The sequence below is a fragment of the Dialister pneumosintes genome (genome assembly GCF_001717505.1).
Taxonomy (GTDB): Bacteria; Bacillota; Negativicutes; order Veillonellales; family Dialisteraceae; genus Allisonella; species Allisonella pneumosinta.
In genome coordinates this window covers 946,321-968,307 of record NZ_CP017037.1, presented here as the reverse complement: position 1 = coordinate 968,307, position 21,987 = coordinate 946,321, and the positions used below count along the sequence as shown (strand labels likewise).

21 protein-coding genes are annotated in these 21,987 nt (G+C 34.1%); 17 read left to right on the top strand and 4 right to left on the bottom strand.

All coding sequences use genetic code 11. The features are described 5' to 3' along the window. The first annotated feature begins 21 nt into the window (after positions 1 to 21). From BCB69_RS04830 to mutY, 15 genes are all read left to right on the top strand, one after another. A complete protein-coding gene (locus BCB69_RS04830) occupies positions 22 to 939 on the top strand; it encodes a radical SAM protein (RefSeq protein ID WP_083990018.1) in 918 nt (305 codons plus the stop codon). Between the two features lie 125 nt (positions 940 to 1,064). Continuing rightward, entirely contained in the window at positions 1,065 to 2,327 is a 1,263-nt protein-coding gene (mltG, locus tag BCB69_RS04825) for an endolytic transglycosylase MltG (RefSeq protein WP_236887178.1), read from the top strand. Positions 2,328 to 2,335: 8 nt separating this feature from the next. Next, a complete protein-coding gene (locus tag BCB69_RS04820; RefSeq protein WP_069177170.1) occupies positions 2,336 to 2,923 on the top strand; it encodes an O-methyltransferase in 588 nt (195 codons plus the stop codon). 70 nt (positions 2,924 to 2,993) lie between these two features. Then, on the top strand, positions 2,994 to 4,223 hold the full coding sequence (locus BCB69_RS04815; protein WP_069177169.1) for a peptidase U32 family protein: 1,230 nt from the start codon (positions 2,994 to 2,996) through the stop codon (positions 4,221 to 4,223). Then, positions 4,216 to 4,440 carry a DUF4911 domain-containing protein gene (locus BCB69_RS04810; protein WP_022513616.1) on the top strand — a complete coding sequence of 75 codons (225 nt, stop codon included), beginning with the start codon at positions 4,216 to 4,218 and terminating at the stop codon, positions 4,438 to 4,440. Before BCB69_RS04815 ends, BCB69_RS04810 begins: the two co-directional genes overlap by 8 nt. Positions 4,441 to 4,573: 133 nt before the next feature. Beyond that, positions 4,574 to 6,031 carry a nicotinate phosphoribosyltransferase gene (locus tag BCB69_RS04805; protein ID WP_069177168.1) on the top strand — a complete coding sequence of 486 codons (1,458 nt, stop codon included), beginning with the start codon at positions 4,574 to 4,576 and terminating at the stop codon, positions 6,029 to 6,031. A gap of 166 nt (positions 6,032 to 6,197) precedes the next feature. Then, positions 6,198 to 9,944 (top strand): phosphoribosylformylglycinamidine synthase, encoded by a 3,747-nt coding sequence (locus BCB69_RS04800; protein WP_069177167.1) that lies wholly within the window; start codon positions 6,198 to 6,200, stop codon positions 9,942 to 9,944. Between the two features lie 124 nt (positions 9,945 to 10,068). Further along, a complete protein-coding gene (locus BCB69_RS04795; protein WP_022513619.1) occupies positions 10,069 to 10,287 on the top strand; it encodes a hypothetical protein in 219 nt (72 codons plus the stop codon). A 136-nt stretch (positions 10,288 to 10,423) separates the two neighbouring features. Continuing rightward, positions 10,424 to 11,020 carry a phosphatase PAP2 family protein gene (locus tag BCB69_RS04790; protein WP_022513620.1) on the top strand — a complete coding sequence of 199 codons (597 nt, stop codon included), beginning with the start codon at positions 10,424 to 10,426 and terminating at the stop codon, positions 11,018 to 11,020. Positions 11,021 to 11,024: 4 nt separating this feature from the next. Further along, positions 11,025 to 12,074, top strand: coding sequence for a helix-turn-helix transcriptional regulator (locus BCB69_RS04785; protein WP_022513621.1), 1,050 nt, complete (start codon positions 11,025 to 11,027; stop codon positions 12,072 to 12,074). Continuing rightward, positions 12,071 to 12,733 carry a hypothetical protein gene (locus BCB69_RS04780; RefSeq protein WP_069177165.1) on the top strand — a complete coding sequence of 221 codons (663 nt, stop codon included), beginning with the start codon at positions 12,071 to 12,073 and terminating at the stop codon, positions 12,731 to 12,733. The genes BCB69_RS04785 and BCB69_RS04780 overlap by 4 nt, the downstream gene beginning before the upstream one ends. Further along, positions 12,726 to 13,109 (top strand): GerW family sporulation protein, encoded by a 384-nt coding sequence (locus BCB69_RS04775; protein ID WP_069177164.1) that lies wholly within the window; start codon positions 12,726 to 12,728, stop codon positions 13,107 to 13,109. Before BCB69_RS04780 ends, BCB69_RS04775 begins: the two co-directional genes overlap by 8 nt. 231 nt (positions 13,110 to 13,340) lie before the next feature. Further along, positions 13,341 to 13,757, top strand: a complete 417-nt coding sequence (locus BCB69_RS04770; RefSeq protein ID WP_022513624.1) for an OmpH/Skp family outer membrane protein — start codon at positions 13,341 to 13,343, stop codon at positions 13,755 to 13,757. Positions 13,758 to 13,813: 56 nt separating this feature from the next. After that, complete coding sequence (locus tag BCB69_RS04765; RefSeq protein ID WP_069177163.1) at positions 13,814 to 14,284, top strand: 8-oxo-dGTP diphosphatase; 471 nt, start codon at positions 13,814 to 13,816, stop codon at positions 14,282 to 14,284. Continuing rightward, positions 14,281 to 15,351, top strand: a complete 1,071-nt coding sequence (mutY, locus tag BCB69_RS04760; protein WP_022513626.1) for an A/G-specific adenine glycosylase — start codon at positions 14,281 to 14,283, stop codon at positions 15,349 to 15,351. Before BCB69_RS04765 ends, mutY begins: the two co-directional genes overlap by 4 nt. A gap of 29 nt (positions 15,352 to 15,380) precedes the next feature. Here the strand turns inward: mutY and BCB69_RS04755 are convergent, their stop codons facing one another. From BCB69_RS04755 to BCB69_RS04740, 4 genes are read right to left on the bottom strand one after another with little or no spacing between them, the layout of a single operon-like run. Continuing rightward, positions 15,381 to 16,088, bottom strand: coding sequence for a uracil-DNA glycosylase (locus tag BCB69_RS04755; protein ID WP_236887177.1), 708 nt, complete (start codon positions 16,086 to 16,088; stop codon positions 15,381 to 15,383). Continuing rightward, positions 16,081 to 17,721 carry an ArnT family glycosyltransferase gene (locus tag BCB69_RS04750; protein WP_022513628.1) on the bottom strand — a complete coding sequence of 547 codons (1,641 nt, stop codon included), beginning with the start codon at positions 17,719 to 17,721 and terminating at the stop codon, positions 16,081 to 16,083. Before BCB69_RS04750 ends, BCB69_RS04755 begins: the two co-directional genes overlap by 8 nt. 2 nt (positions 17,722 to 17,723) lie before the next feature. Continuing rightward, positions 17,724 to 19,316, bottom strand: coding sequence for an ArnT family glycosyltransferase (locus BCB69_RS04745; protein WP_069177160.1), 1,593 nt, complete (start codon positions 19,314 to 19,316; stop codon positions 17,724 to 17,726). A gap of 2 nt (positions 19,317 to 19,318) precedes the next feature. Further along, positions 19,319 to 19,948 carry a DedA family protein gene (locus BCB69_RS04740; protein WP_418235863.1) on the bottom strand — a complete coding sequence of 210 codons (630 nt, stop codon included), beginning with the start codon at positions 19,946 to 19,948 and terminating at the stop codon, positions 19,319 to 19,321. Positions 19,949 to 20,171: 223 nt separating this feature from the next. Between BCB69_RS04740 and BCB69_RS04735 the strand changes: the two genes are divergently transcribed. Together BCB69_RS04735 and sufC are read left to right on the top strand one after the other, a co-directional pair. Then, a complete protein-coding gene (locus BCB69_RS04735) occupies positions 20,172 to 20,951 on the top strand; it encodes a basic amino acid ABC transporter substrate-binding protein (protein ID WP_418235861.1) in 780 nt (259 codons plus the stop codon). 290 nt (positions 20,952 to 21,241) lie between these two features. Beyond that, on the top strand, positions 21,242 to 21,985 hold the full coding sequence (gene sufC / locus BCB69_RS04730) for a Fe-S cluster assembly ATPase SufC (protein ID WP_069177158.1): 744 nt from the start codon (positions 21,242 to 21,244) through the stop codon (positions 21,983 to 21,985). Positions 21,986 to 21,987: the final 2 nt, after the last annotated feature.

Here is a 21,987-nt window from a genome sequence, read left to right as displayed (position 1 = left end):
TTAAAACATATGGAGGAAATCTTGAGTATTTGTAATATTTGCCCTCGTGCATGTAACATTCATAGAAAAAACTCAATGCAATTAAAAGGGGACGTAGGGTATTGCCATGTGGGAATGCTGCCTATTGTAGCTCGTGCGACACTTCATCATTGGGAAGAACCTTGTATTAGTGGTGAAAGGGGAGCCGGTACGGTATTTTTTTGTGGTTGTAATTTATCTTGCGTATATTGTCAAAATTATGAAATTTCAGAATTATTAAATGGAAGAGAGATTAGCATAGAACGTTTAAAAGAAATTTATTGGGAATTAATAAAAAAAGGTGCACATAATATTGATTTGGTAACACCAACACATTTTACACATGCAATCTATCAAAGTTTAGAGGAAGAGATTCCTGTACCTGTTATTTATAACTGTGGTGGTTATGAAAGTGTACATACTGTAGCATTTCTTAAAAATAAAATTCAATGCTGGATGCCGGATTTAAAATATAGTTTAGAAAAGCCGGCAAAAAAATATAGTAACGCAATTAACTATTTTGAAAAAGCAACAGCAGCTATTGAGCAAATGTATCGACAGACAGGAAATTATAAAATAGGTGCTGACGGTATCTTACAGAGTGGCGTTTTAATACGACATCTTATTTTGCCGGGACAATTGGAAAATACAAAAGGTGTTTTGCGATATATTGCAGAAACATTTAAACCGGGTCAAGTATTATTTTCTTTAATGAGACAATATATTCCGTGGGGACGTGCCAAGGAATTTTCTGAAATAAATCGACGTATTACTGACGAGGAGTATGCGGAGGCAGTATCTGAAATGGAGTGTTTGGGAATTGTTGATGGGTATGTACAAGAAAAGGATTCTTCTGATGAAATATTTATTCCTTCCTTTAATGGGGATGGCGTATTAACTACAGCAACAGAAGACTTTTAGAATCTTTAACATTTCACTTGCATCTAGGAGCTATGATATAATAAATTGTCGTTTGTTTTAAATTTTTAGAATATTTATTTCTAAAATACACCTTGAGGTGCATGGTTTTACAAAGGAATAAAATTATGAACGAAAAAGATAATAAAAACTCATTATCTGACTTGATTGTTGGATCAGATACCAAAGATGATTTGTCCGTTAATAATCAAAATAAGAAACATAAGCGTTCTAGAAAAGAAGAAACTGAAGAAGAAAAGGCTTTACGTGAAGAAAGAAAAAGACGTAAGTTTGAAAGAAAGATGGAATTAAGACGTCAGGCAGAAAAAGCAAATAAGCAAGCAAAATATGAAGAGGCTAGACAAAAGTATATGGAGTCAAGGCGTCGTGGAAATAAAATTACTTTATGGATTGGTTATGTCATGATTGTTGTGACTATATTCATGTTGTTTATTTGGATAGGACAGTATTTTTATCAGATACAGAAACCGGATGTTGATGGAACTGTTGTTATTGAAATTCCGGCTAATGCTACCGGTGCAGAAATTGGTGAAATATTAGCTGAAAATAAAGTTATCACCAGTCCCTTTGTATTTCGTGCGGCTTTGGCGGTTAAGGGGGAAAGTAATAATCTTCAAACTGGGCATTATAGATTCAAGCAAGGAATTACCGTAAAAGAAGCTATTATAGAGCTTCATAAAGGAGCTAATGATTTTGTGACCGTTACTATTCCTGAAGGTTATACGGTGGCACAAATTTCGCAAGTATTAAAACAGGCCGGAATTCAAGGTGCCAAGAATTTTGAACAGGAAGCAGCTTCTTATGGACCGCTTCCTTACATGTACGGTGCAGAAACCGCAGAAATAAAAGGTGAAGGATTTTTATTTGCAGATACTTATGATATCCCGAAAGAGTATACGGCGAAACAATTATGTGATTTAATGTATGAGAGAACTGATGAAATGCTTTCTCCTGAAATAAGAAAAAAGGCAGCAGAAAAAAATATCAGTATTCATGATTTAATGACCATTGCATCGATGGTAGAACGTGAAGCAAAATTTAAGGAAGACCAAGTATTAATTTCTTCTGTAATTTTAAAGAGGTTAGCACTTGATATGCCTTTACAAATTGATGCAACTATTCAATATATATTAGGAAAAACTAAAGCAGAGTTATCTATTGCAGATACTAAGATTGAATCTTCTTATAATACTTATTTACGACATGGACTACCGCCAGGTCCTATTGGTGCACCGGGTATTAGTGCAATTAAGGCTGTATTGGACGCGTCTCCGGGAGATTATTTATATTATGTAGCAAAACCGGATGGGCATCATATTTTTACTAAAACTTTGCAAGAGCATGAGGCGGCTATAGCACAAGTTTCATAGGAGAAAAAGTGAAAGATATAAAAATTGTTCTGCAAGAATTAGAAAATGAAGCATTACGTGATAACATACCTATTATTCGTGCGGAGGAAAGGGAGCGGTTTATTTCTGCTATTAAAACTTTAAATCCGAGACGAATTTTAGAAATAGGAACGGCTATAGGATATTCTTCCCTTTTATTACTTTCAAAATTTCCTTCGGCAGTAATTGATACCGTTGAATTGAATAAAACTCGTTATGTAAGAGCACGTCGAGCTGCTTGTGAAGCAGGGGTAGCTTCTCGTTGGAATGGCTATTGTGGAGATGCATCGGACATATTACCGATACTTTCAAACTCTTATGATGTCGTGTTTCTTGATGGACCGAAAGGACAGTATTTAAGACAATTAAAAATGATTGAGCCGTTATTAGCTACACAGGCGATAGTTATAGCGGATAATGTGTTATTTAGAGGATTGGTTACAAGTGATAAACCTATTGCACATAAATATAGAACGATAGTTATGCGACTCCGTGAATATATTAATTATGTTAAAACATATTATGATACGGTTATCGAGGAATCCGGAGACGGTTTATGTATTTCTCGAAAAAAGTGAATTATAAATAATGGATGTATAGATTGCTGGTATATACAGCAGTCTGTTTTTATCTCATAAAGGAAGATTTATGAAAAAAGTTGAACTTTTGGCACCTGCCGGTAATATGGAAAAAATGAAAATGGCTATTTTATATGGTGCAGATGCTGTTTATTTAGCAGGAAAAGGCTTTGGGCTTCGTGCTTATGGTGGCAACTTCACGAATGAAGAATTACAAGAAGCGGTTATTTTTGCACATGACCGAAATCGAAAAGTATATGTAACTGTTAATATTATTCCTCGCAATGAAGATTTAAATGGGTTAGGAGAATACTTACAGTTTTTAGAATCAATTCATGTAGATGCAGCATTGATATCTGATTTAGGAGTGTTTCAATTAGCACGAGAGGTAGCACCTCAACTACCTATTCACATTAGTACACAAGCGAGTTCAGCTAATTGGCGTACGGTAAAAGCTTGGAAAGATATGGGAGCAGAACGTGTAGTTATGGCACGTGAAGTTTCAGTAAGAGAGTTATCTGATATTCATAAACATGTAGATGTGGAATTAGAAGTTTTTGCACATGGAGCAATGTGTATATCTTGGTCAGGACGTTGTCTTTTATCTAATTTTTTCACTAAAGGACGTCGTCAATCCAATAAAGGAGAATGTATTCAAGCTTGTCGTTTTAAATATTCCGTAGTTGAAGAATCGCGACCAGGACAGTATTGGCCTGTAGAAGAAGATGAACATGGCACTTATATATTCAATAGTAAAGATTTATGTATGATTGACCATGTAAAGGAATTAATTGAGGCAGGCGCTTCCAGTCTTAAATTAGAAGGTCGTATGAAAAGTGTATACTATGTAGCGGCTGTAGTAGCTGCTTATAGAAAAGCTATTGATGCTTATTATGAGAATCCTGCGGATTATCAAGTTCACCGGGAATGGCGTGCAGAATTGGAGAAAGTGTCTCATCGTCCATATACTACTGCATTTGCTTTCCAAAAAACGGATTATACTGCACAGGAATATGATGAATCACAACCTACACAGTCTTATGACTTTGTGGGGTTAATTTTAGGATATAATTCTGATAAAAAAGAAGCAATTGTTCAACAACGTAATCATTTTAGAGTAGGTGAAGTTGTGGAGTGTCTATCTCCTAAAGGCGATGTATTTACAATAACTATTGGTAAACTTCATAATAAAGAAGGATTAGAAATAGAGAAAGCACCTCATCCATTAGAAGAGTTAATTATGCACTCTGAAGTAGATTTAATTCCTTATACTATTTTAAGGAGACCGGCACATGTATGATGAGTTATACATAGAAGTACCACCACATATGGTGAATTATATTAATCGCATTATAGAAGGATATGAATATCTTGGGGTATTAACTACTATTAATGCTAAAAGAGCTACTTGTGTAGTTCATACGACTAAAGATACTAAAGAAATAGCCATTGCAGTTTTAAAAAGTTTAACAGAAATACCTATTGCTATTTTGAAAAATAAGGAAGACGCTAAATAATAAAACAGAGCTTTTTACAAGTTCTGTTTTATTATTTTAAGGTTAAAATGAATTTACAAACATAATGAGAGAAAGTTATTTCAATGATATACTAAAACTACACAGATATGTGAATTAGGAGAGGAGCTAGCAAATGTCATCAACCAGCTTAGTAACTGATTTTTATCAAATTTCTATGGCACATGCTTTATTTAGATTAGGGAAACATGAAAATCGTGTTGTGTTTGATCGGTTTTATAGAAAGAATCCATTTTGTGGAGGATATAGTGTTGTTGCAGGATTAGTTCATGTAGTAGAGTTTATAAAAAAGTTTAAGTTTACAGAAGAAGATATTCAATATTTACGTAGTTTAGGAATGTTTGAAGAATCTTTTCTTTCTTATCTAATGTCTTTCCGGTTTACCGGAGATATTTATGCTATGCCGGAAGGAACCATTGCTTTTCCCGGTGAAGTATTATTACGTTTTCATGGAACTACAATGGAAGCTATGCTTATAGAAACAGGGCTTTCTATGATAATGAATCATGAAAGTCTTATTGCAACTAAAGCCAGACGTATTAGAACAGTTGCACCATATGATACATTAATGGAATTCGGACTTCGTCGTGCACAAGGGTATTCTGCAGGTTTGTGGGGGGCACGATCTGCTATGATTGGCGGATTTAATGGTACTAGCAATGTAGAGGCGGGAAAGACATTTCACATACCTGTTTTAGGAACTATGGCACATAGTTGGGTAATGAGTTTTGATCATCAAATTGATGCTTTTCGTAAGTATGTAGAATGTTATCATGAGAACTTAATTCTTTTAGCAGATACTTATAATGTTCTCCAAATGGGAGTACCTGATGCAATTACCGTTTTTAAAGAACTTAAAAAAGCTGATAAACTGCCGAAAGTATATGGAATTCGTATTGATAGCGGAGATTTAGCATATTTATCTAAAGAGGCAAAGAGAATGTTTGTTGAAGCAGGATTCCCTGATGCAATTATCAGTGGCTCTAATGATTTGGATGAATATTTGATTCAGTCGCTTAAACAGCAAAAGGCGGAAATTACTTCTTGGGGGGTTGGAACAAAATGCATAACGGCAGATGGATCATCTGCTCTGGGAGGAGTATTTAAAATGTGTGCACGCTTTGATCAAGGAAAATTATGTCCTATGATGAAAATCTCAGAGGATGTGGAAAAAATTACTAATCCGGGAATTAAACAAGTCTTACGTTTTTATAGAAAAGACAATGGTAAAATGATTACAGATTTAATGTGCTTGGATGAAGAACAAATTAATCCTACGCAAGATATTACCTTAATTACCGAATCAGCTCCTTGGAGGAAAAAGACTCTTAAAGCAGGTACATTTATTGTACATAATATGTTGAAACCGCTTATTATTGATGGAGAGACTTGCGAGTTACCTAGTCTTAATGAAACTATTGTTTATGCCGAACAACAAATAGGGATTTTGTGGCCGGAATACACTCGGTTAGTAAATCCGGATATTATGGAAATTAATCTTTCTTGTTCTTTACAAAAACTGAAGAAAGAGATTATTGGAAAAGAATTAGCCAGTAAGAAACATTTAACTTGAGTTGGAAGTAGGTAGACTGAAATTAAAACTTCTTATTTTGTAGTAGGAACTTTGGTGCTTCTATCTCAGTTATGATAATATAAAATATGTTAGATTTAATTATGTAAGATATTCTGAGTTTCTAGTTCTATTTCTTTTTGCATTAGGTACTAAAGGAGTGTTCCCTTTGTCAACAATTAGACGTCTTTATGTAAGAAAAAAAGAAGGATTTCGTCAAGTAGAAAAAAGTTTATGTAATGATTTAAAAGAAATTCTCGGGGATAAAATTGATAGTGTAGCAATATACCATCGATATGATGTACAAGGAATAAATGATGCCGATTATGAACAGGCGAAGGTTACGGTCTTTTCGGAACCTCCGGTAGATACGATTACTGGTGATTTACCTACCGGTGATATTGTTATTGCTGTAGAGTTTTTACCGGGACAGTATGATCAACGTGCAGATTCTGCAGAACAATGTTTGGCTATTCTTACAGGGAATGATGGAATTCGAGTAAGATGTGCGTTACATTATGTATTTTTCGGGAACTTTGAAGTAGGAGATCGTAAGTGTATTTTAAAATTTTTGGTAAATCCGGTGGAATCTAGAGAAGCTTCTGTTGAAGAAGTACAAACTCTAGCACTTTCTATTGAACAACCTTCTGCTGTTCCTGTTGTAAAGGGAGTTATTTCTTCTGATGAAGAAGGTCTTTCCTCTATTATTTCTCATATGGGGCTGGCTATGAGTAATGAGGATATGACATTAATTAGAGATTACTTTAGAGATACAGAACACAGAGACCCAACAGAAACAGAAATTCGTGTATTAGATACTTATTGGTCTGATCATTGTCGTCATACCACGTTTTCAACGGATTTAGAAGAAGTAACCTGTGATGACGGACACTATATGAAACCTATTGAAGAAGCTCTTTCTTCTTATCTAAACACAAGAAATTTTATATATGGAGAAAATACAGCACGTCCAGTTACACTAATGGATATGGCAACAGCGGCCGTTAAAGAATTGCGTAAATCCGGTAAGCTTCAGGAAATGGATGAATCTGATGAAATTAATGCTTGTACTATAAAAATTAAAGTAGGAACAGAGCAAGGCGAAGAAGATTGGTTGCTTTTATTTAAGAATGAAACACATAACCATCCAACGGAAATTGAGCCTTTTGGTGGTGCAGCTACGTGTCTTGGCGGTTGTATAAGGGATCCATTGTCCGGTAGAGCTTATGTATATCAAGCTATGCGAGTAACCGGTGCAGGGAATCCTTGTACTCCGCTTTCGGAAACTTTGATAGGAAAACTTCCACAAAAGAAGATTGTATTGGAAGCGGCTAAAGGGTATAGTTCTTATGGGAACCAAATTGGACTTGCAACAGGAGAAGTTAAGGAGTACTATCATCCCGGATTTGTGGCAAAACGTATGGAAATAGGCGCAGTAGTTGCAGCTGCACCGGCAAAACATGTTATTCGTGAAAAGCCGATACCTGGTGATAAGATTATTTTGGTTGGTGGACGTACCGGCAGAGATGGTATGGGGGGAGCTACCGGATCCTCTAAACAATTAAATGTAGAGTCTATTGAAACTTGTGGAGCAGAAGTTCAAAAGGGAAATCCTATTACGGAGAGAAAAATTCAATGTCTTTTCCGTCGAGGAGAGGTTACTCGTTTAATTAAGCGTTCCAATGATTTTGGTGCAGGTGGAGTTTCTGTTGCTGTTGGTGAACTAACCGATGGAGTAGAAATTAATTTAGATTGTGTACCGAAAAAATATGAAGGTTTAGGAGGAACTGAACTTGCAATTGCAGAATCACAAGAGCGTATGGCCGTTGTTGTAGCCTCTGAAAATGTAGAAAAATTTATTGCTTATGCAGCAGAAGAAAATTTAGAAGCGACTGTAATTGCTAAAGTTACTGAAAATCCACGTTTAGTTATGAAGTGGAAGGGTGACACTATTGTTGATATTAGTAGAGAATTTTTAAATACTAATGGTGCAAGACAAACACGAAAAGTACATATTACAGCTCCTGCAGATGAAAGTTTTTTATCATCGACTGCTATTCTCACTGTAAAAGAAACTTGGTTGCAAAGATTGAGCGAATTAAATAACGCATCAGAACAAGGGCTGGCAGAACGTTTTGATAGTACTATTGGTGCCGGAACAGTACTTATGCCTTATGGTGGGATTTATCAAAAAACACCGACTGACGGCATGGTAGCTAAGATTCCGGTAAGAAAAGGTGAAACGGATACAGCTAGTTTTATGGCACATGGATTTGATCCCGAGCTTGCAGAATGGAGCCCGTTCCATGGTGCTGTATATGCAATTTTATTATCCATGACTCGTTTGGTAGCTATGGGAGCGGATTGGACTAAAACCTATCTTACTTTGCAAGAGTATTTTGAAAAGTTAACAGATGCTTCCAGTTGGGGAAAACCGGTTGCTGCTTTATTAGGGGCCTTTTATATGCAAAAAGAGCTGGGGATAGGTGCTATTGGGGGTAAAGACTCCATGAGCGGTACTTTTAATGATATGAATGTACCACCTACCTTAGTATCTTTTGCTATTGCACCGGGGAAAGCGTCAGAAGCTGTGAGTCAAGAATGGAAACAAGAAGGAAGTACTTTAGTTCTTTTTGGAATGCCCAAGAATGAATTTGGAATGCCTGATTTGGATGTTTTTAAAGAACATGCCACATTCCTTTATAATGAAGTCAAAAAAGGAAATATACGTTCTATGAAAGCAGTAGGTCATGGAGGTCTTGCTGTTACTGTAGCAGAGGCTGCTTTTGGTAATAAGATTGGGGCTATTTTTAATAGAAATATTCCAATACATAAATTTTTTGATAATTTCTATGGTGCTATTCTTGTTGAAACTGATGAATCTATAGCATTGGAATGGGCTAAGGAAGCTTGTGTAAAAATTATTGGAACAACGGGCGGAACGGAATTTGTTCTTTATGATGAGCATGTTTCTATTGAAGAGTTATTACAGGCATCGGAATCGACTTTAACATCTATTTTCCCAATTAGAGCAGATAGCTCTAGTGAAAGTATTCCAACCCTTCCTTACTATAGTCAATCTTCTGTCTCCTATAGCGGAAGAACTATTACTAAGCCAAAAGTATTTATTCCGGTAGTACCTGGAAATAATTGTGAAATTGATAGCGCACGTGCTTTTGAAAGAGCAGGAGCTGAAACGGATATTTATATTATTCGGAATAGGGATCAGGCAGAACTTACAGAATCTGTTGATGAAATGGTAAAGCGAATTAATGAAGCACAGATTGTTATGTTCCCGGGAGGATTTTCTGCCGGAGATGAACCGGATGGTTCTGGCAAGTTTATTGCTGCTTTATTTAGAAATCAAAAGCTGGAAAATGCTTTAGAAAAATTACTTTATACAAGAGATGGATTAGTTTTAGGGATATGTAACGGGTTCCAAGCTTTAATTAAGTTAGGGTTAGTTCCTTATGGTGAATTTAAGCCTCTTACTTCAGATGCACCAACGCTAACATTTAATACTATCGGAAGACATTTATCGCAATATGTAACAACTAAAGTGATTTCCGTTAAATCTCCTTGGTTTGCTACTATGAAACCGGGAGATCAACATAGTATTGCTATTAGCCATGGAGAAGGGCGATTTATTGCTTCTCCTGAACAAATTGAACAATGGGCAGCTAATGGTCAAATTGCTACACAATACACTAACTATGAGGGGTTGTCTTCTTATGACAGTCGATATAATCCGAATCAATCCGTATGGGCTATTGAAGGGATTACCAGTCCGGATGGTCGTGTATTAGGTAAGATGGGACATTCTGAACGTTATGGTAAGAATGTGGCAAAGAATATTTATGGGAATAAATACCAGCCTTTGTTTAAATCCGGAGTTACATATTTTACCGGTAAATAGCTTACAAGATAAAAACTCTTGGGATGATAGTCGTACCCAAGAGTTTTTATATGCTGGTTGATTATCTTGAAAATATTAGATATCTTATATTTAATACCGTGTATTCTAATATGGAGAATAAAATATGTTGAAATTAAAAGATTTTTTACTGGTTTTAGTAGTTGGTTACTCTGTATATCAAGTATATTGGGGTACGGGTTGGAATGAACAGAATTTATTCTTACTCATTTGTTCATTAATTGCGTTTGGTTATTCTGTTTTGCAAAAAATGGGAGTTTTTGCTAAATTAAAACAAAGACAAGAAGAGATTCTCGCACAGAAAAAGCAGGAGAACGAAGAGTAAATAAAAGCAGATTTCTATAAAGGAATCTGCTTTTATATTGTTGATAGGTCGTTTTGTCAAAGAATATTAACTATGCTAAAATTACAATAAATAAAAATACTGATAAATAGCATGTTTTAATAGTGTGGAGAATACTATGAAGTCCGAGTTAAGAATAGTGACAAAATGCAATAAAATAGCGGAAAGATATAGGGTCATACATTCTTTTCTTTCTATATTTACTCAAGTTGGACATATATTATTCATAATTTACGGTATTTGGTTATGGATTTACTCCGCAAATCAAGGTAACAAGTATCAGAAGAGAAAAAGTGCATTAGTGATACTTCTATCAGTTTTATTTTGTTCTTCTTTTTCGTTTATTATAGGAAAGATTTGGAAACGAAAAAGACCTTTTGCTAAGGATGACAAAATAAGTAACTTTACCGGACATAAATCCAATGCTTCCTTTCCAAGTAATCATACAATGAATAGTTTTGCTGTTATTTTCCAATTATATAAAGATAAAATACCGGGGCGTTTTTTTATGACGGTTTTAGCAATATTACTTGCATTTTCCCGTGTGTTTACAGGACTTCATTATCCTACCGATTTAATCGGAGGTATAGCTATAGCGGGGAGTATGCATATGTTTATAAATCGTAGTCCTATAATGAACTTTGTACAGCAATTGACAGTATGGAGTTCTTTACTTACTGATAGTGTATTGTATTTTATAAAAAAAGCATGGTGATTATATGAAGAGTCATATGCAAGAAGAAAAAGGAAAGAAAATTTCTATTTTATATATTCTTCAAATTTTAAAAGAATATTCTGATGAACATCATGCACTTTCACAACAACAAATTATTGATTTATTACAAAAACATTATGGGCAATCTATAAATAGAAAATCTGTAAAACGTGATTTAGAAAGATTAAAAGATGCAGGGTTTCCTATCGCATCTAAAGAAATATCTCGGGAAATACAGGGGAAAAATAATGCTTTAACTAGAGATTGGCAATGGTTACCACTCTTTAGTGAAGATGAAATTTTATTATTAATTGATACTCTTTATTTTTCACATATGAATTTGGGAATTATAAAAAAGTTATCGGATAAATTAAGAAAATTAAGAAATCATTTATCAGAAGATAGTCGGACCTATATACGTAATGTACCTTTTTCAGAGCCTATTGTAAAAAAAGCTGATATGCAACAGACCCTTATTATTTTATCAGAAGCACTGAAAGCAAAAAGTAAAATTAAATTTCAATATATGTATTATAAGGCTGATTTAAAACGATATCCTCATCTTGATAAAGATGGAAACATTAAAGAGTACAGTGTAAGTCCTTATATTATCTATGCATCTGACCAACGATATTTTTTGTTATGTAATGTAGATGGTGATAGAGGTATAAAAGTATTTAATCTTAGCCTTATAGAAAAAATTTCGATGATAGAGGGGGAAATTATACCGCTTAAGTCTTTGCCCGAAGCAGAACATTTTAGAAGTGTTAAATATATTAAACCCATGTTGCCTATATATACGGAAGGGGCGGTTACATGTAAGTTTAGAGCAGACAATAGTTTGATTACGAATATTTTGGAACAATTTGGTAAAGCGGCTACTATTATTTCCGCCTCTCAAAATGAAGTAGAAGTAGAGGTATTGGCACCTACTTCTTGTGTCGAAATTTGGGCATTTTCTTATGCACCGTTAGTTCGTGTTACAGGTCCGGAAGAATTAGTGAAAAAAATTCGAGACAAAGTAGCTTCTTTGCAAAGGATGTATGAGCGATGAGTATAGCAGTCGGAATAGTACTAGTCATAATTATCATATTATGTTGCCCTATTCGATACAAAGTGGATTTAGATAAAAGTGGAGCAACATTTTTAATACATGTATTTTTATTTTTGTCTTGGTCAAGAAAAATTGCATTTATAAGGGAAGAAGATGGTGTTTCATCTAAAGATTTAATAGATAACAAATCAGATTCTATAATGGAAGGTAAAAGGATAGAAGAAAACATTGAGGATGAGAATGACTTCTATGATAAAAATGAAATTCCTGCTACAATAAAAATAGAAAAGAAAGAAGCGAATAAACCGTCTATATGGGAGCAAATTCAGTTTGCATGGAAATGCAGATTTATACATAGATCTTTACAAGATATAAAAAACATACTCATACATAGTAAACCGGGCTATTTAAACATAAATGGTCAATTTGGAACAGGTGATCCTATGTTAACGGGTATAGTAGAAGGGGTAGTCAAGTCTGTGATTCCTAAGTCTACGGAAAATGTAGAATATTGCTATATAGAGAAAATTATTGCACTTAATATAGTTTTTAAAGGATGTATCTTACCTTGCGTAATAATATGGATATTATTCAAATGGTTTATTTCAAAAGAAACTCGAATGTTTTTTAAATTCCGGGAGGGGAAATTTTATGAATGATGCAGTAAGAAGTAAAATCTTTGAAGAGTTTAAAGATATGATTACTACGGAATCAGTAGTTGGAGAACCTATTTATCTTGGTGATGCAACTATTGTACCTTTTGTAGATATCAGTTTCGGATTTGGAACCGGACAGAGTAAAGACTGTCATGAAGGCGGTGCAGGCGGTGGCAAAATAACACCTACAGCGGTTCTTATTATGAAAGGAGAACGTATTGAATTATTCTCCATAAAGAATGCAACTGCTAATAATACGATTGATAAAATGCTTAATTTGATGCCGGAAATCATATCTCATTTTAGAAAAGGTAAAAAAGATAAAACTCTTTTAGAAGAGCAAGTTAAAACAGATGCTGATATTGATATAAAGGAATAAATAAAAAGAATCCCATTAAAGAAGTCTCGTATTTATAAAACTTTTTTAATGGGAGCTTGTTTACTGTTTTTTATACAGAATTTAATAATCTATATGTGCGTTATTAATAGGGGTGTGTTATAATATATAAACATCGAAATATGAATAATTAATAAATTTTGATGTTTATATGGGGAATGATTATGAGTACTAGATACTCCATTATTTTGTAGTATGTAGGAGGATTTTATTATGAAAATGAATAAAAAAATAACAGCGGCTGTTGCAGCTGCTATGATGGCATGTTCTGCGTTTAGTGTTTCTGCAGCGGGTATTGGTGTTGTTAATACTAATGCATTGTTTGCAGCACATCCAAAAATGGAAAAGGCACAGCTTAATTTAAAACAAGCTTACCAGAAAGCACAGGATCAATTCCAAAAAGAATCTAGCAATAAAACAGATGCACAAAAACAGCAATTAGCAAATAACTTACAGCGTGAATTTGCACAGAAAGAAAGAAGTGAAATGGCTCCCATTATGAATGACATTATGAAAGCTATTGAGCAGGTTCGCAAGGATCAAGGTCTTGATGTGGTTCTTGAATCCGGTAATGTAGTAAGCGGCGGAATGGATATTACTTCTGCGGTAGCGGCTAAGATTGTTAAGTAATCAATAATAAAAGGGATGCATTTAGGTGCATTCCTTTTTACTTTTGTGAGGGAATTATGAATGATACTTCGTTAATATATCCTATTAATGAGAATGGGGAGATTTTATTAGGAAAGAAAAAGCGTGGTATGGGCGTGCAAAAATGGAATGGCTTTGGTGGGAAAGTAAAAGAAGGGGAGACCATGCGTCAGTGTGCAGTACGGGAATTGTATGAAGAATGTGGACTTCTTGCCAATAAAGATGATTTGGAGATCGTAGCAGATTTATATTTTAGGAATATAGAAGGTATGGAGTGGTCACATGCAGGAATTGTTTATATTGTAAGAAAATGGAAAGGAACCCCTCTTTGTTCCGATGAAATGGAACCGCAATGGTTTTCTGCAGATACACTTCCATTTGAATCCATGTGGGAAGCGGATATTCATTGGTTGCCAATGATTTTAAATGGACAAAAAATACGTGGAATTATTACTTTTGATGGGGATGGGGAAACGGTTATTAATTATGACTTTTTGGAGATTAAATGAATATATCAAAAAGTATAAAAAGTAAAGAGAATTGGGTAGAATTATTATTAGCATGGTCTTCTTGTTTAGATAGAGAATTGCCTTGGCGTGAGAGATATCCTAGAAATCCCTATTATGTGTGGGTTTCAGAAATTATGTTACAACAAACACGAACAGAAGCAGTAAAACCCTATTTTAATACATGGATACATAAATTTCCTACAGTGCATGATTTAGCATATGCGGAAGAATCGGAAGTGCTTCATACATGGCAAGGTCTAGGCTATTATAATAGAGCCAGGAATCTTCAGCGGGCTGCACAAGAAGTAGAATCTAAATATGGTGGTAATTTACCGGAAACCCGGTCGGAATTAGAATCTTTACCCGGTATAGGCTCTTATACAGCAGGTGCTATTTTATCCATTGCTTATGGACAAAGGGAAGTGGCTGTTGATGGTAATATTCTTCGGATTTATTCTAGGCTCTATAATATAGAGGAGGATATTATGAAATCAAAAGGGAAAAGAAAAATTACTCAACTGGTAGAAGAAACATTGCCTATCCCTGCCGGCATATTTAATGAAGCATTAATGGACTTAGGACAAGAAATTTGTATTCCTAAGTATCCTAAATGTGGAGAATGCCCAATTTCTATGGCTTGTGATGCCTATGCGTTAGGTAAAGAAAAAACTTTACCGATAAAGACAAAAAAGAAAGCACCTAAAGAATACTATGTAGCATGTGCTCTCATTATGAAAGATAATAAGTTTTTAATGCATAAACGTGCAGATAAAGGGATGCTTGCTTCTATGTGGGAATTCCCTATGATTATAGATGAAAGTGCTGATAAAGCAGTACATGATTTATTTATTTTATGGGGAGAAGAATCAAATGTAGATTCGATATGGACTTATAGCCATACATTTTCTCATCAAATATGGCATATGTCAGCATATCTGATAAAGCAAAAGAATCAAATAGTATTAGATAAAAACTTAAAATGGTTTTCATCGGAAGAATATATGCATATACCTTTAGCAGGGCCGCATGCTAGGTTAGCTGCCTGGGCTAAAAAGATATTAAAATAAAAAGACAGTGAATTTATTTCACTGTCTTTTTATTTTGAGTAAAGTCCCTTTTGAATAAGAGAATCTTTTAAGCCTTCACGGAATAACGTAGCACCGCCATTTGCAGGATGGCGTAATCCTGTTACTTTAAATCCTGCATTTTGCAATGTGTGCTCACTTTTCTTACCTACCGCATAGATGGGTAAAGGACCTGTTAATTTTAACAATTTACGTGTATACTCTAATCCTATTTCAAGTTCTTTATCACTAGGTGTTCGGTTACTCAGCATTTTATTTTTTTTATAGGGATGAAAGGGGAAAATATTCCATAAAATAAAGTCAGTTGGTGAAAGGCCACAATTAAGTATAGAATTCCATACAATAGTATCGGTAGGTTCATTAAATCCTTTTTCTCTTTGTATCTCTTTGGGGATAAAAGGACTATTTTGGCGGCTGGTTCGTTTTCCCTTTTTTCCTAAAATCATTTTTGAAGTGATTGTTGGATGGAAATTTAAAATCATACGTTCACAAGTCATTGCGATGCCTGTAAAATGCCCTCCTTGATACCCACATGCTTCTGCAATAACTAAAATACGTGCACTTTCTAGCCTTTGTATCAGATATTGACTTAATTGATTGCGGCGTATTGTTCGTGAAGCAGATATATCATAGTCGGGGTCAAAGTCTCCCCATGGATTGAAAACATTTTTACTGTGATAGGAAGAAAGATCTTCAATAAATAATTTTATTTTATGCATCTCGCGAAAGTAATTCATTGGTATTCACCCACTTAAAAATAGAACCGGTAGGAAATGTATATATTTCTTCAAATTGGGATCGTAAAGACCAAGCATTAAATGAGTTTTTATTATTTTTAGACACATACAGGTATACAGGGGTGTCTTTTCTATACATAGTCAGTTCTGTATCTGTGATGGATGGCATTGTATATTTATTATCCCAAAGAGGGTTTCTTCCTTCCTTTGTTGTTTCTTTGGTTGTTGGGACGAGACGGATGGCAGTTTCACCGGTATAGTACGTAAAGGAAGTACTATAGGAGTTAAAAAACATATGATCACCGGGTAAATTATGAAAGGTAGATGCCATAAGAATTCCTGAACGTGTAGATAAATAAGGGGGAAGTCCTATCGTTATGATACATAAATATAAGCAGGCTATACCGGTTATAGCACTATAAAGTAACTCTTTTGTAAAATTCTTGGTAAAGCAGTAGGTCATAGATAAAATAGTACATGCAGCAATTATATAAAATGGAGTCCAATTTATATTTTTTAACCAGAATGTACCGGCGGTAAGTATAAAAATAAAAAATAGAGAGGTTGTTAAAAAATTGATTTTAAGTGATGGTTTATGTTCTAACAATGGAGGAATCGCTTCTGCTGCTAATAAAATAGCAGGGATGATTGCAATATATGTATAAGTTGGGTATTTAGTTGCTATTAATGTATAAAAAAGCAGTGTACCTCCGAACCAAACCAACAAGAATTTATAAAAGGGGGTATTGCTAGAGGAACGATGATGAGCGAATATTCTATCGAAAGTAAGCCCCGTCCAAGGAAGTAGTGAAAGGGGAAGAAGGACTAAATAATAATACCAGTGGTTATCTTGTGGATGCTCAGAAGACGTTGCACGAATTATATTATGTAAACCAAGGAATTGATTAACAAATTCAGTGCCGTGTATGTATATCATACTTCCATACCATGGCATTGCCACTAAAATAAAACAAAGAATTCCTTGCCAGGGAAAACAACGTTTAAAAAATTCTTTGGAGCGCATGAATAGACACCAAGTTAATAGCAATAATCCCGGAAGAACAATTCCAACAGGGCCTTTAGTCAAACATGCTAAACCGGCTGCAATATAAGCAATTATAAGATGTTTGATATTATTTTCAGTTAATCCTATGTAAGCTGATAACATGGTCGGAATAGTAAATAATAAGAGTAGTTGATCGGTAATAATTGCATGAGATACTATCCAGAATTGCAAAGATGTCATTAAGAACAATCCGGAAAATATTGCAATCTGATTATTTTTATATAGCCGTAATGCATAAAATACTAATAAGCTTATAGATAAAGATCCTGCTAAAATAGATGGTAAGCGTGAGGCTAAATCAGTAAAACCGAATATTTTATAAGATAATGCAGTTACCCAATATATCATAATCGGTTTATCAAACCAGTAATGCCCATAGATTGTAGGTGAAATCCAGTTGTTAGACAATACCATTTCTTTCGCAGGTAATGCGTAATTAGATTCTACCGGATCTGTGACTGGGATTCCTTGTACACCACAAAGGAGAAACAGAAAAGATATAAAAAATAAAAGTAATAGTATTTTTTTATTTTCTAAGAATGTTTTCACAATTAGACTCCTTTTTTAATGAGGAAATAAGCAGTATCCAGTTCCCAAAGAATAGAGAAGTTCTTTTTTTCTGATTCTGGATATTTATTATAAGTCTTTTTTTGAACTAGGAAATAAGAATTTTGGGGAATAGTAATTTCTTTTGAAGAACTTGGGAGATAAATATTTTGTGTATTATGGGGGCTTACTGTAATTGCAGCATTTGCATTAGGAAGAGGTTTTCCATATATGTTTTGGTAAAAAGCAATTCCAGGTCTGTAAAAAGAATCAATATAAAGTGTATTGGTAGAGATATAAGGTGTAGCGCTTAATTTATCTCCAATATTTTTTGATGCAAAGTTTTCTGAAATAGATGTAGCAAATAATATCCATACAGATAAAATTACGAATAGAGATATAATCCCTTGTGTAAGGAAAAAATACGAAAACAGTTTTTTCTTCATGGTATAGGCACTTATTCCGCCTAAAATAAATAAACTAATGAAAATCAAAAGTTTTGTTAGTATTCCCCCTATAGGCAGTATAGGGGATAAAGCTAATGCAATTGCTACAACTAGAATGAAAATAAAATGCATTGTTGGAATGTAAATAGAAACCTTTGATTTTTCTTCAAGCTTGGTTATAGCGTATCCACTTAACAAAGCTAATGGAGGATACATTGGTAAAATGTAGGAAAAAAGTTGTGTAGATGATAAAGAGAAAAAAACAAAAATAAAAGATGCCCAGACAATAAAATACATTAGTACCTTATTTTGCTTCCAATGTTTTACATAAGAGAAAATAAGAGGAATTGTTCCTGTCCATGGGAAAAATCCTGCCGTAAGTACTAGAAAGTACATCCAAATATGATTTTGCCCTTCGTGTTCAGGTGTAATAAAACGAGTGATATTGTGATAACCTAAAAATGTATCAGTAAATGTAGAACCATGATATATACTCATGTAAATAAACCATGGAAGACCTATAAGACATGCTAATGGAATGCCCCAAATCCATCGTAGTTTCATTATGTTAGTCAGATTTAGTTGCTTTGTAAGAAGTAACCATAAACCAACAATTAATGCGGGAAATCCAAATCCGATAGGTCCTTTGGCTAAAAGTGCTACTCCACAAGCAGTGTAAGCAGAAATATATTTTTTTCGAGCAAAGGACATCATGGCAACGGTAAGTGCTAATAGTAAGGTAGTATCCGTAACTGCACTACGTGCTAAGATAATGATTTCCAGTGAGGTTGCAAAAATAAAAGCACCTCTTCTTGCAGCTTTTTCACCGATTAATGGACATGCAGATAAGAAGAGATAGATAGAAGTAATTATAGCACCTATTACGGAAGGTAACCGTGCTGACCAGGTAGATATGCCAAAACAGGAAAAGCTGATAGCTTCTAACCAATAAAATAGAGGTGGTTTATCATACCAAAACTCTCCATATATACGAGGAGAAAGCCAATCACCTGTAATAAGCATTTCTTTTGCCGTTTGACCATAGACAGGTTCATCCGGATCAAGTAGTGGAATGAATCCTAGATAAAGTCCATATAGAACCATGCCTAAAAGCAATAATAGTAAACAAGTTCGTTTTTGCGATGTGGTCATAATTATTTTTTCTTAAATAGGTAAAATACTATAAATATAAATAAAACTAATAATATAGAAGCAATTAAAATTTCCAATTTCCAGTTTAAGAGAATATGCCAGTTTTCACCTAGCATTACACCCAAATATACGAGAAATAATGTCCAGGGAATAGTCCCAAATAAAGAAAGTATAATAAATTTTGAGAGATCATAACGTGCAATTCCTGCCGGTAATGATATAAATGTTCGAATTCCAGGAAGTAATCTGCCCGTAAATACTGCAATACCGCCATATTTTTGAAACCAAGAATTAGCAGCTACTAATTTTTTCGTAGTTAAATTTTGTGTTGTACTATATTTTAAAAGAATAGCTCTGCCTCCTTTATAACCTAGCCAATAAGATAAGAGAGAGCCGACTATACCTGCAATTGTTCCGATAATTATTGTTGGTATAAAAGAAAAAATTTGCTTATATACAAGGAATCCGGCAAAACCAAGAATAATTTCACTGGGAATAGGAATATTCATATTTTCCAGTGCCATTAATATAAAGAGTGCAAGATATCCCCATTCGGTTAAAAATAAAGTAATAAGTTCCATAACTGCCTTTCTGGTTAAGTATAGGAATACAGATAAATTTGTACTATACATTACTATACAATGATTTTTTATAAAATGCTATGTTACAAGTTACAACTTTTATAGAAAATATACTTATTAAGAATAAAAATATAATTATTAATAAATATAAGTATTTTTAAATAAATATTCAAAAAATGCTTGACATATGATAATGAGTTTGATAGTATTTCAATAACCTTAATACTTAGAGGGAGATATTCTAATAGTTAGTAATAAATGGAGATGATTTATTATGCAAATGGGTAAAAAATGTAAACTGGCTTTAGCAGTCGGTATGATTGCTGCCGTTGTAACCGGTGTAGTAGGTTGTGGGAGTTCGAATTCCAATAATGATAAAGTCATTCGTGTAGGGGCAGAAACGACATTCCCTCCATTTGAATTTGTTGAAAATGAAAAATATGTCGGATTTGATTTAGATTTAGCAGATGCTGTTATTAAACAAATGGGTGGAAAAATGGAGTTTAAGAGCATGGGTTTTGATGCTTTGATTCCTGCTATTCAAAGTAATCAAATTGACTTGATAGCTTCAGGTATGGATGCAACTCCGGAACGTGCAAAAAAAGTGTTATTCAGTGAACCTTATTTTGAACAAAATGGCTATGTTATCGTAGTGAAAAAAGATAATGACAATATTAAAAATTGGACAGATCTTTCCGGCAAGGTTGTCGGTGCACAAGTAGGGACTGAACAAGTTGGTCTTGCAAAAGAGCAAGGAGCTTCCGATGTAAAACAGTTGGATTCTATTTCACAAGCTTTTATGGAATTAAAAGCAGGGACTGTTGATGCAGTAGTTTTAGATCATCCGGTAAGTATGTATTATTTGAAACAAGGGGCAGATCAGGATGCTAAGATTGTAGGCGAAGCAAAGCAAGGGGCTCCATTAGTATTTGCAATGAATAAGAATAATGAACAGCTTCAACAAGATGTTAATAAGGCAATGAAAGAACTTAAGGAAAATGGTACTTATGATAAAATTTACCAGAAGTGGTTCGGGTCATCTGAGGTTAAATAATAAACAAAATAAAAATGCTACTAACAGTAGCATTTTTATTTTGTTTATTATTTAGGAATAAAAATCGAAAAATAGTTTAACCACAAAATTAGTAGATAGAAGTATATAAAAAAAGTATAGCTAGTTCGAAATATCTAAAAATACCAATATATACTGATTTTTTAGATTGGATAAGGAATAAAATCAATAGGGGAGCGGTTTTCTAAGGGGATAGATGTTTTACTTATCTTTCAAAATCATATAAAATAATACAGTAACATTCATTACTGATTTGATATTGAGGTGATTATATGAGTGAATTACTTCGTATAGAAAATTTACATATAAATATAGGAGAAAAAGAAATTCTCCGAGGAATAAATCTTACTGTTAATACTGGGGAAGTTCATGCAATTATGGGTGTGAATGGGGCAGGTAAGTCTACTTTGCTACATGCTATTATGGGTAATCCTAATTATGAGGTGACTGAAGGTCGTATTTTCTTTAAGGGAGAAGATATCACAGATGTTTCTGTTGATAAGCGTGCTAAAATGGGATTATTTTTATCTTTTCAAACTCCTATTGCAATTGCAGGAATTACAACAGAGAATTTTATTCGTGCAGCTAAGACAACTATTAGTGGTAAGCAACAGCGCTTATTTCCTTTTAAAAGATTAATAAAGCAATGTATGACGGATTTAGATATGGATGAATCTTATGCCGGTAGATATTTAAATGATGGATTTTCAGGAGGAGAACGAAAAAAAAATGAAATTCTTCAAATGAGAATTCTTAATCCGATACTTACTATGCTTGATGAAACAGACTCAGGTCTTGATGTTGATGCAGTACATACTGTTTCTGAAAATATTAAAGCATATCATACGGAAGAAAATGCATTAATTCTTATTACACATCTCAATCAATTATTGAAGTTTATTCCACCGGATGTGGTACATGTGCTTATTGACGGACGTATTGTAAAAGAAGGCGGTTCTGACTTAGTTGATGTAATCGAAATGAATGGTTTTGATGCATTTAGAACTGAGGTGTAAAT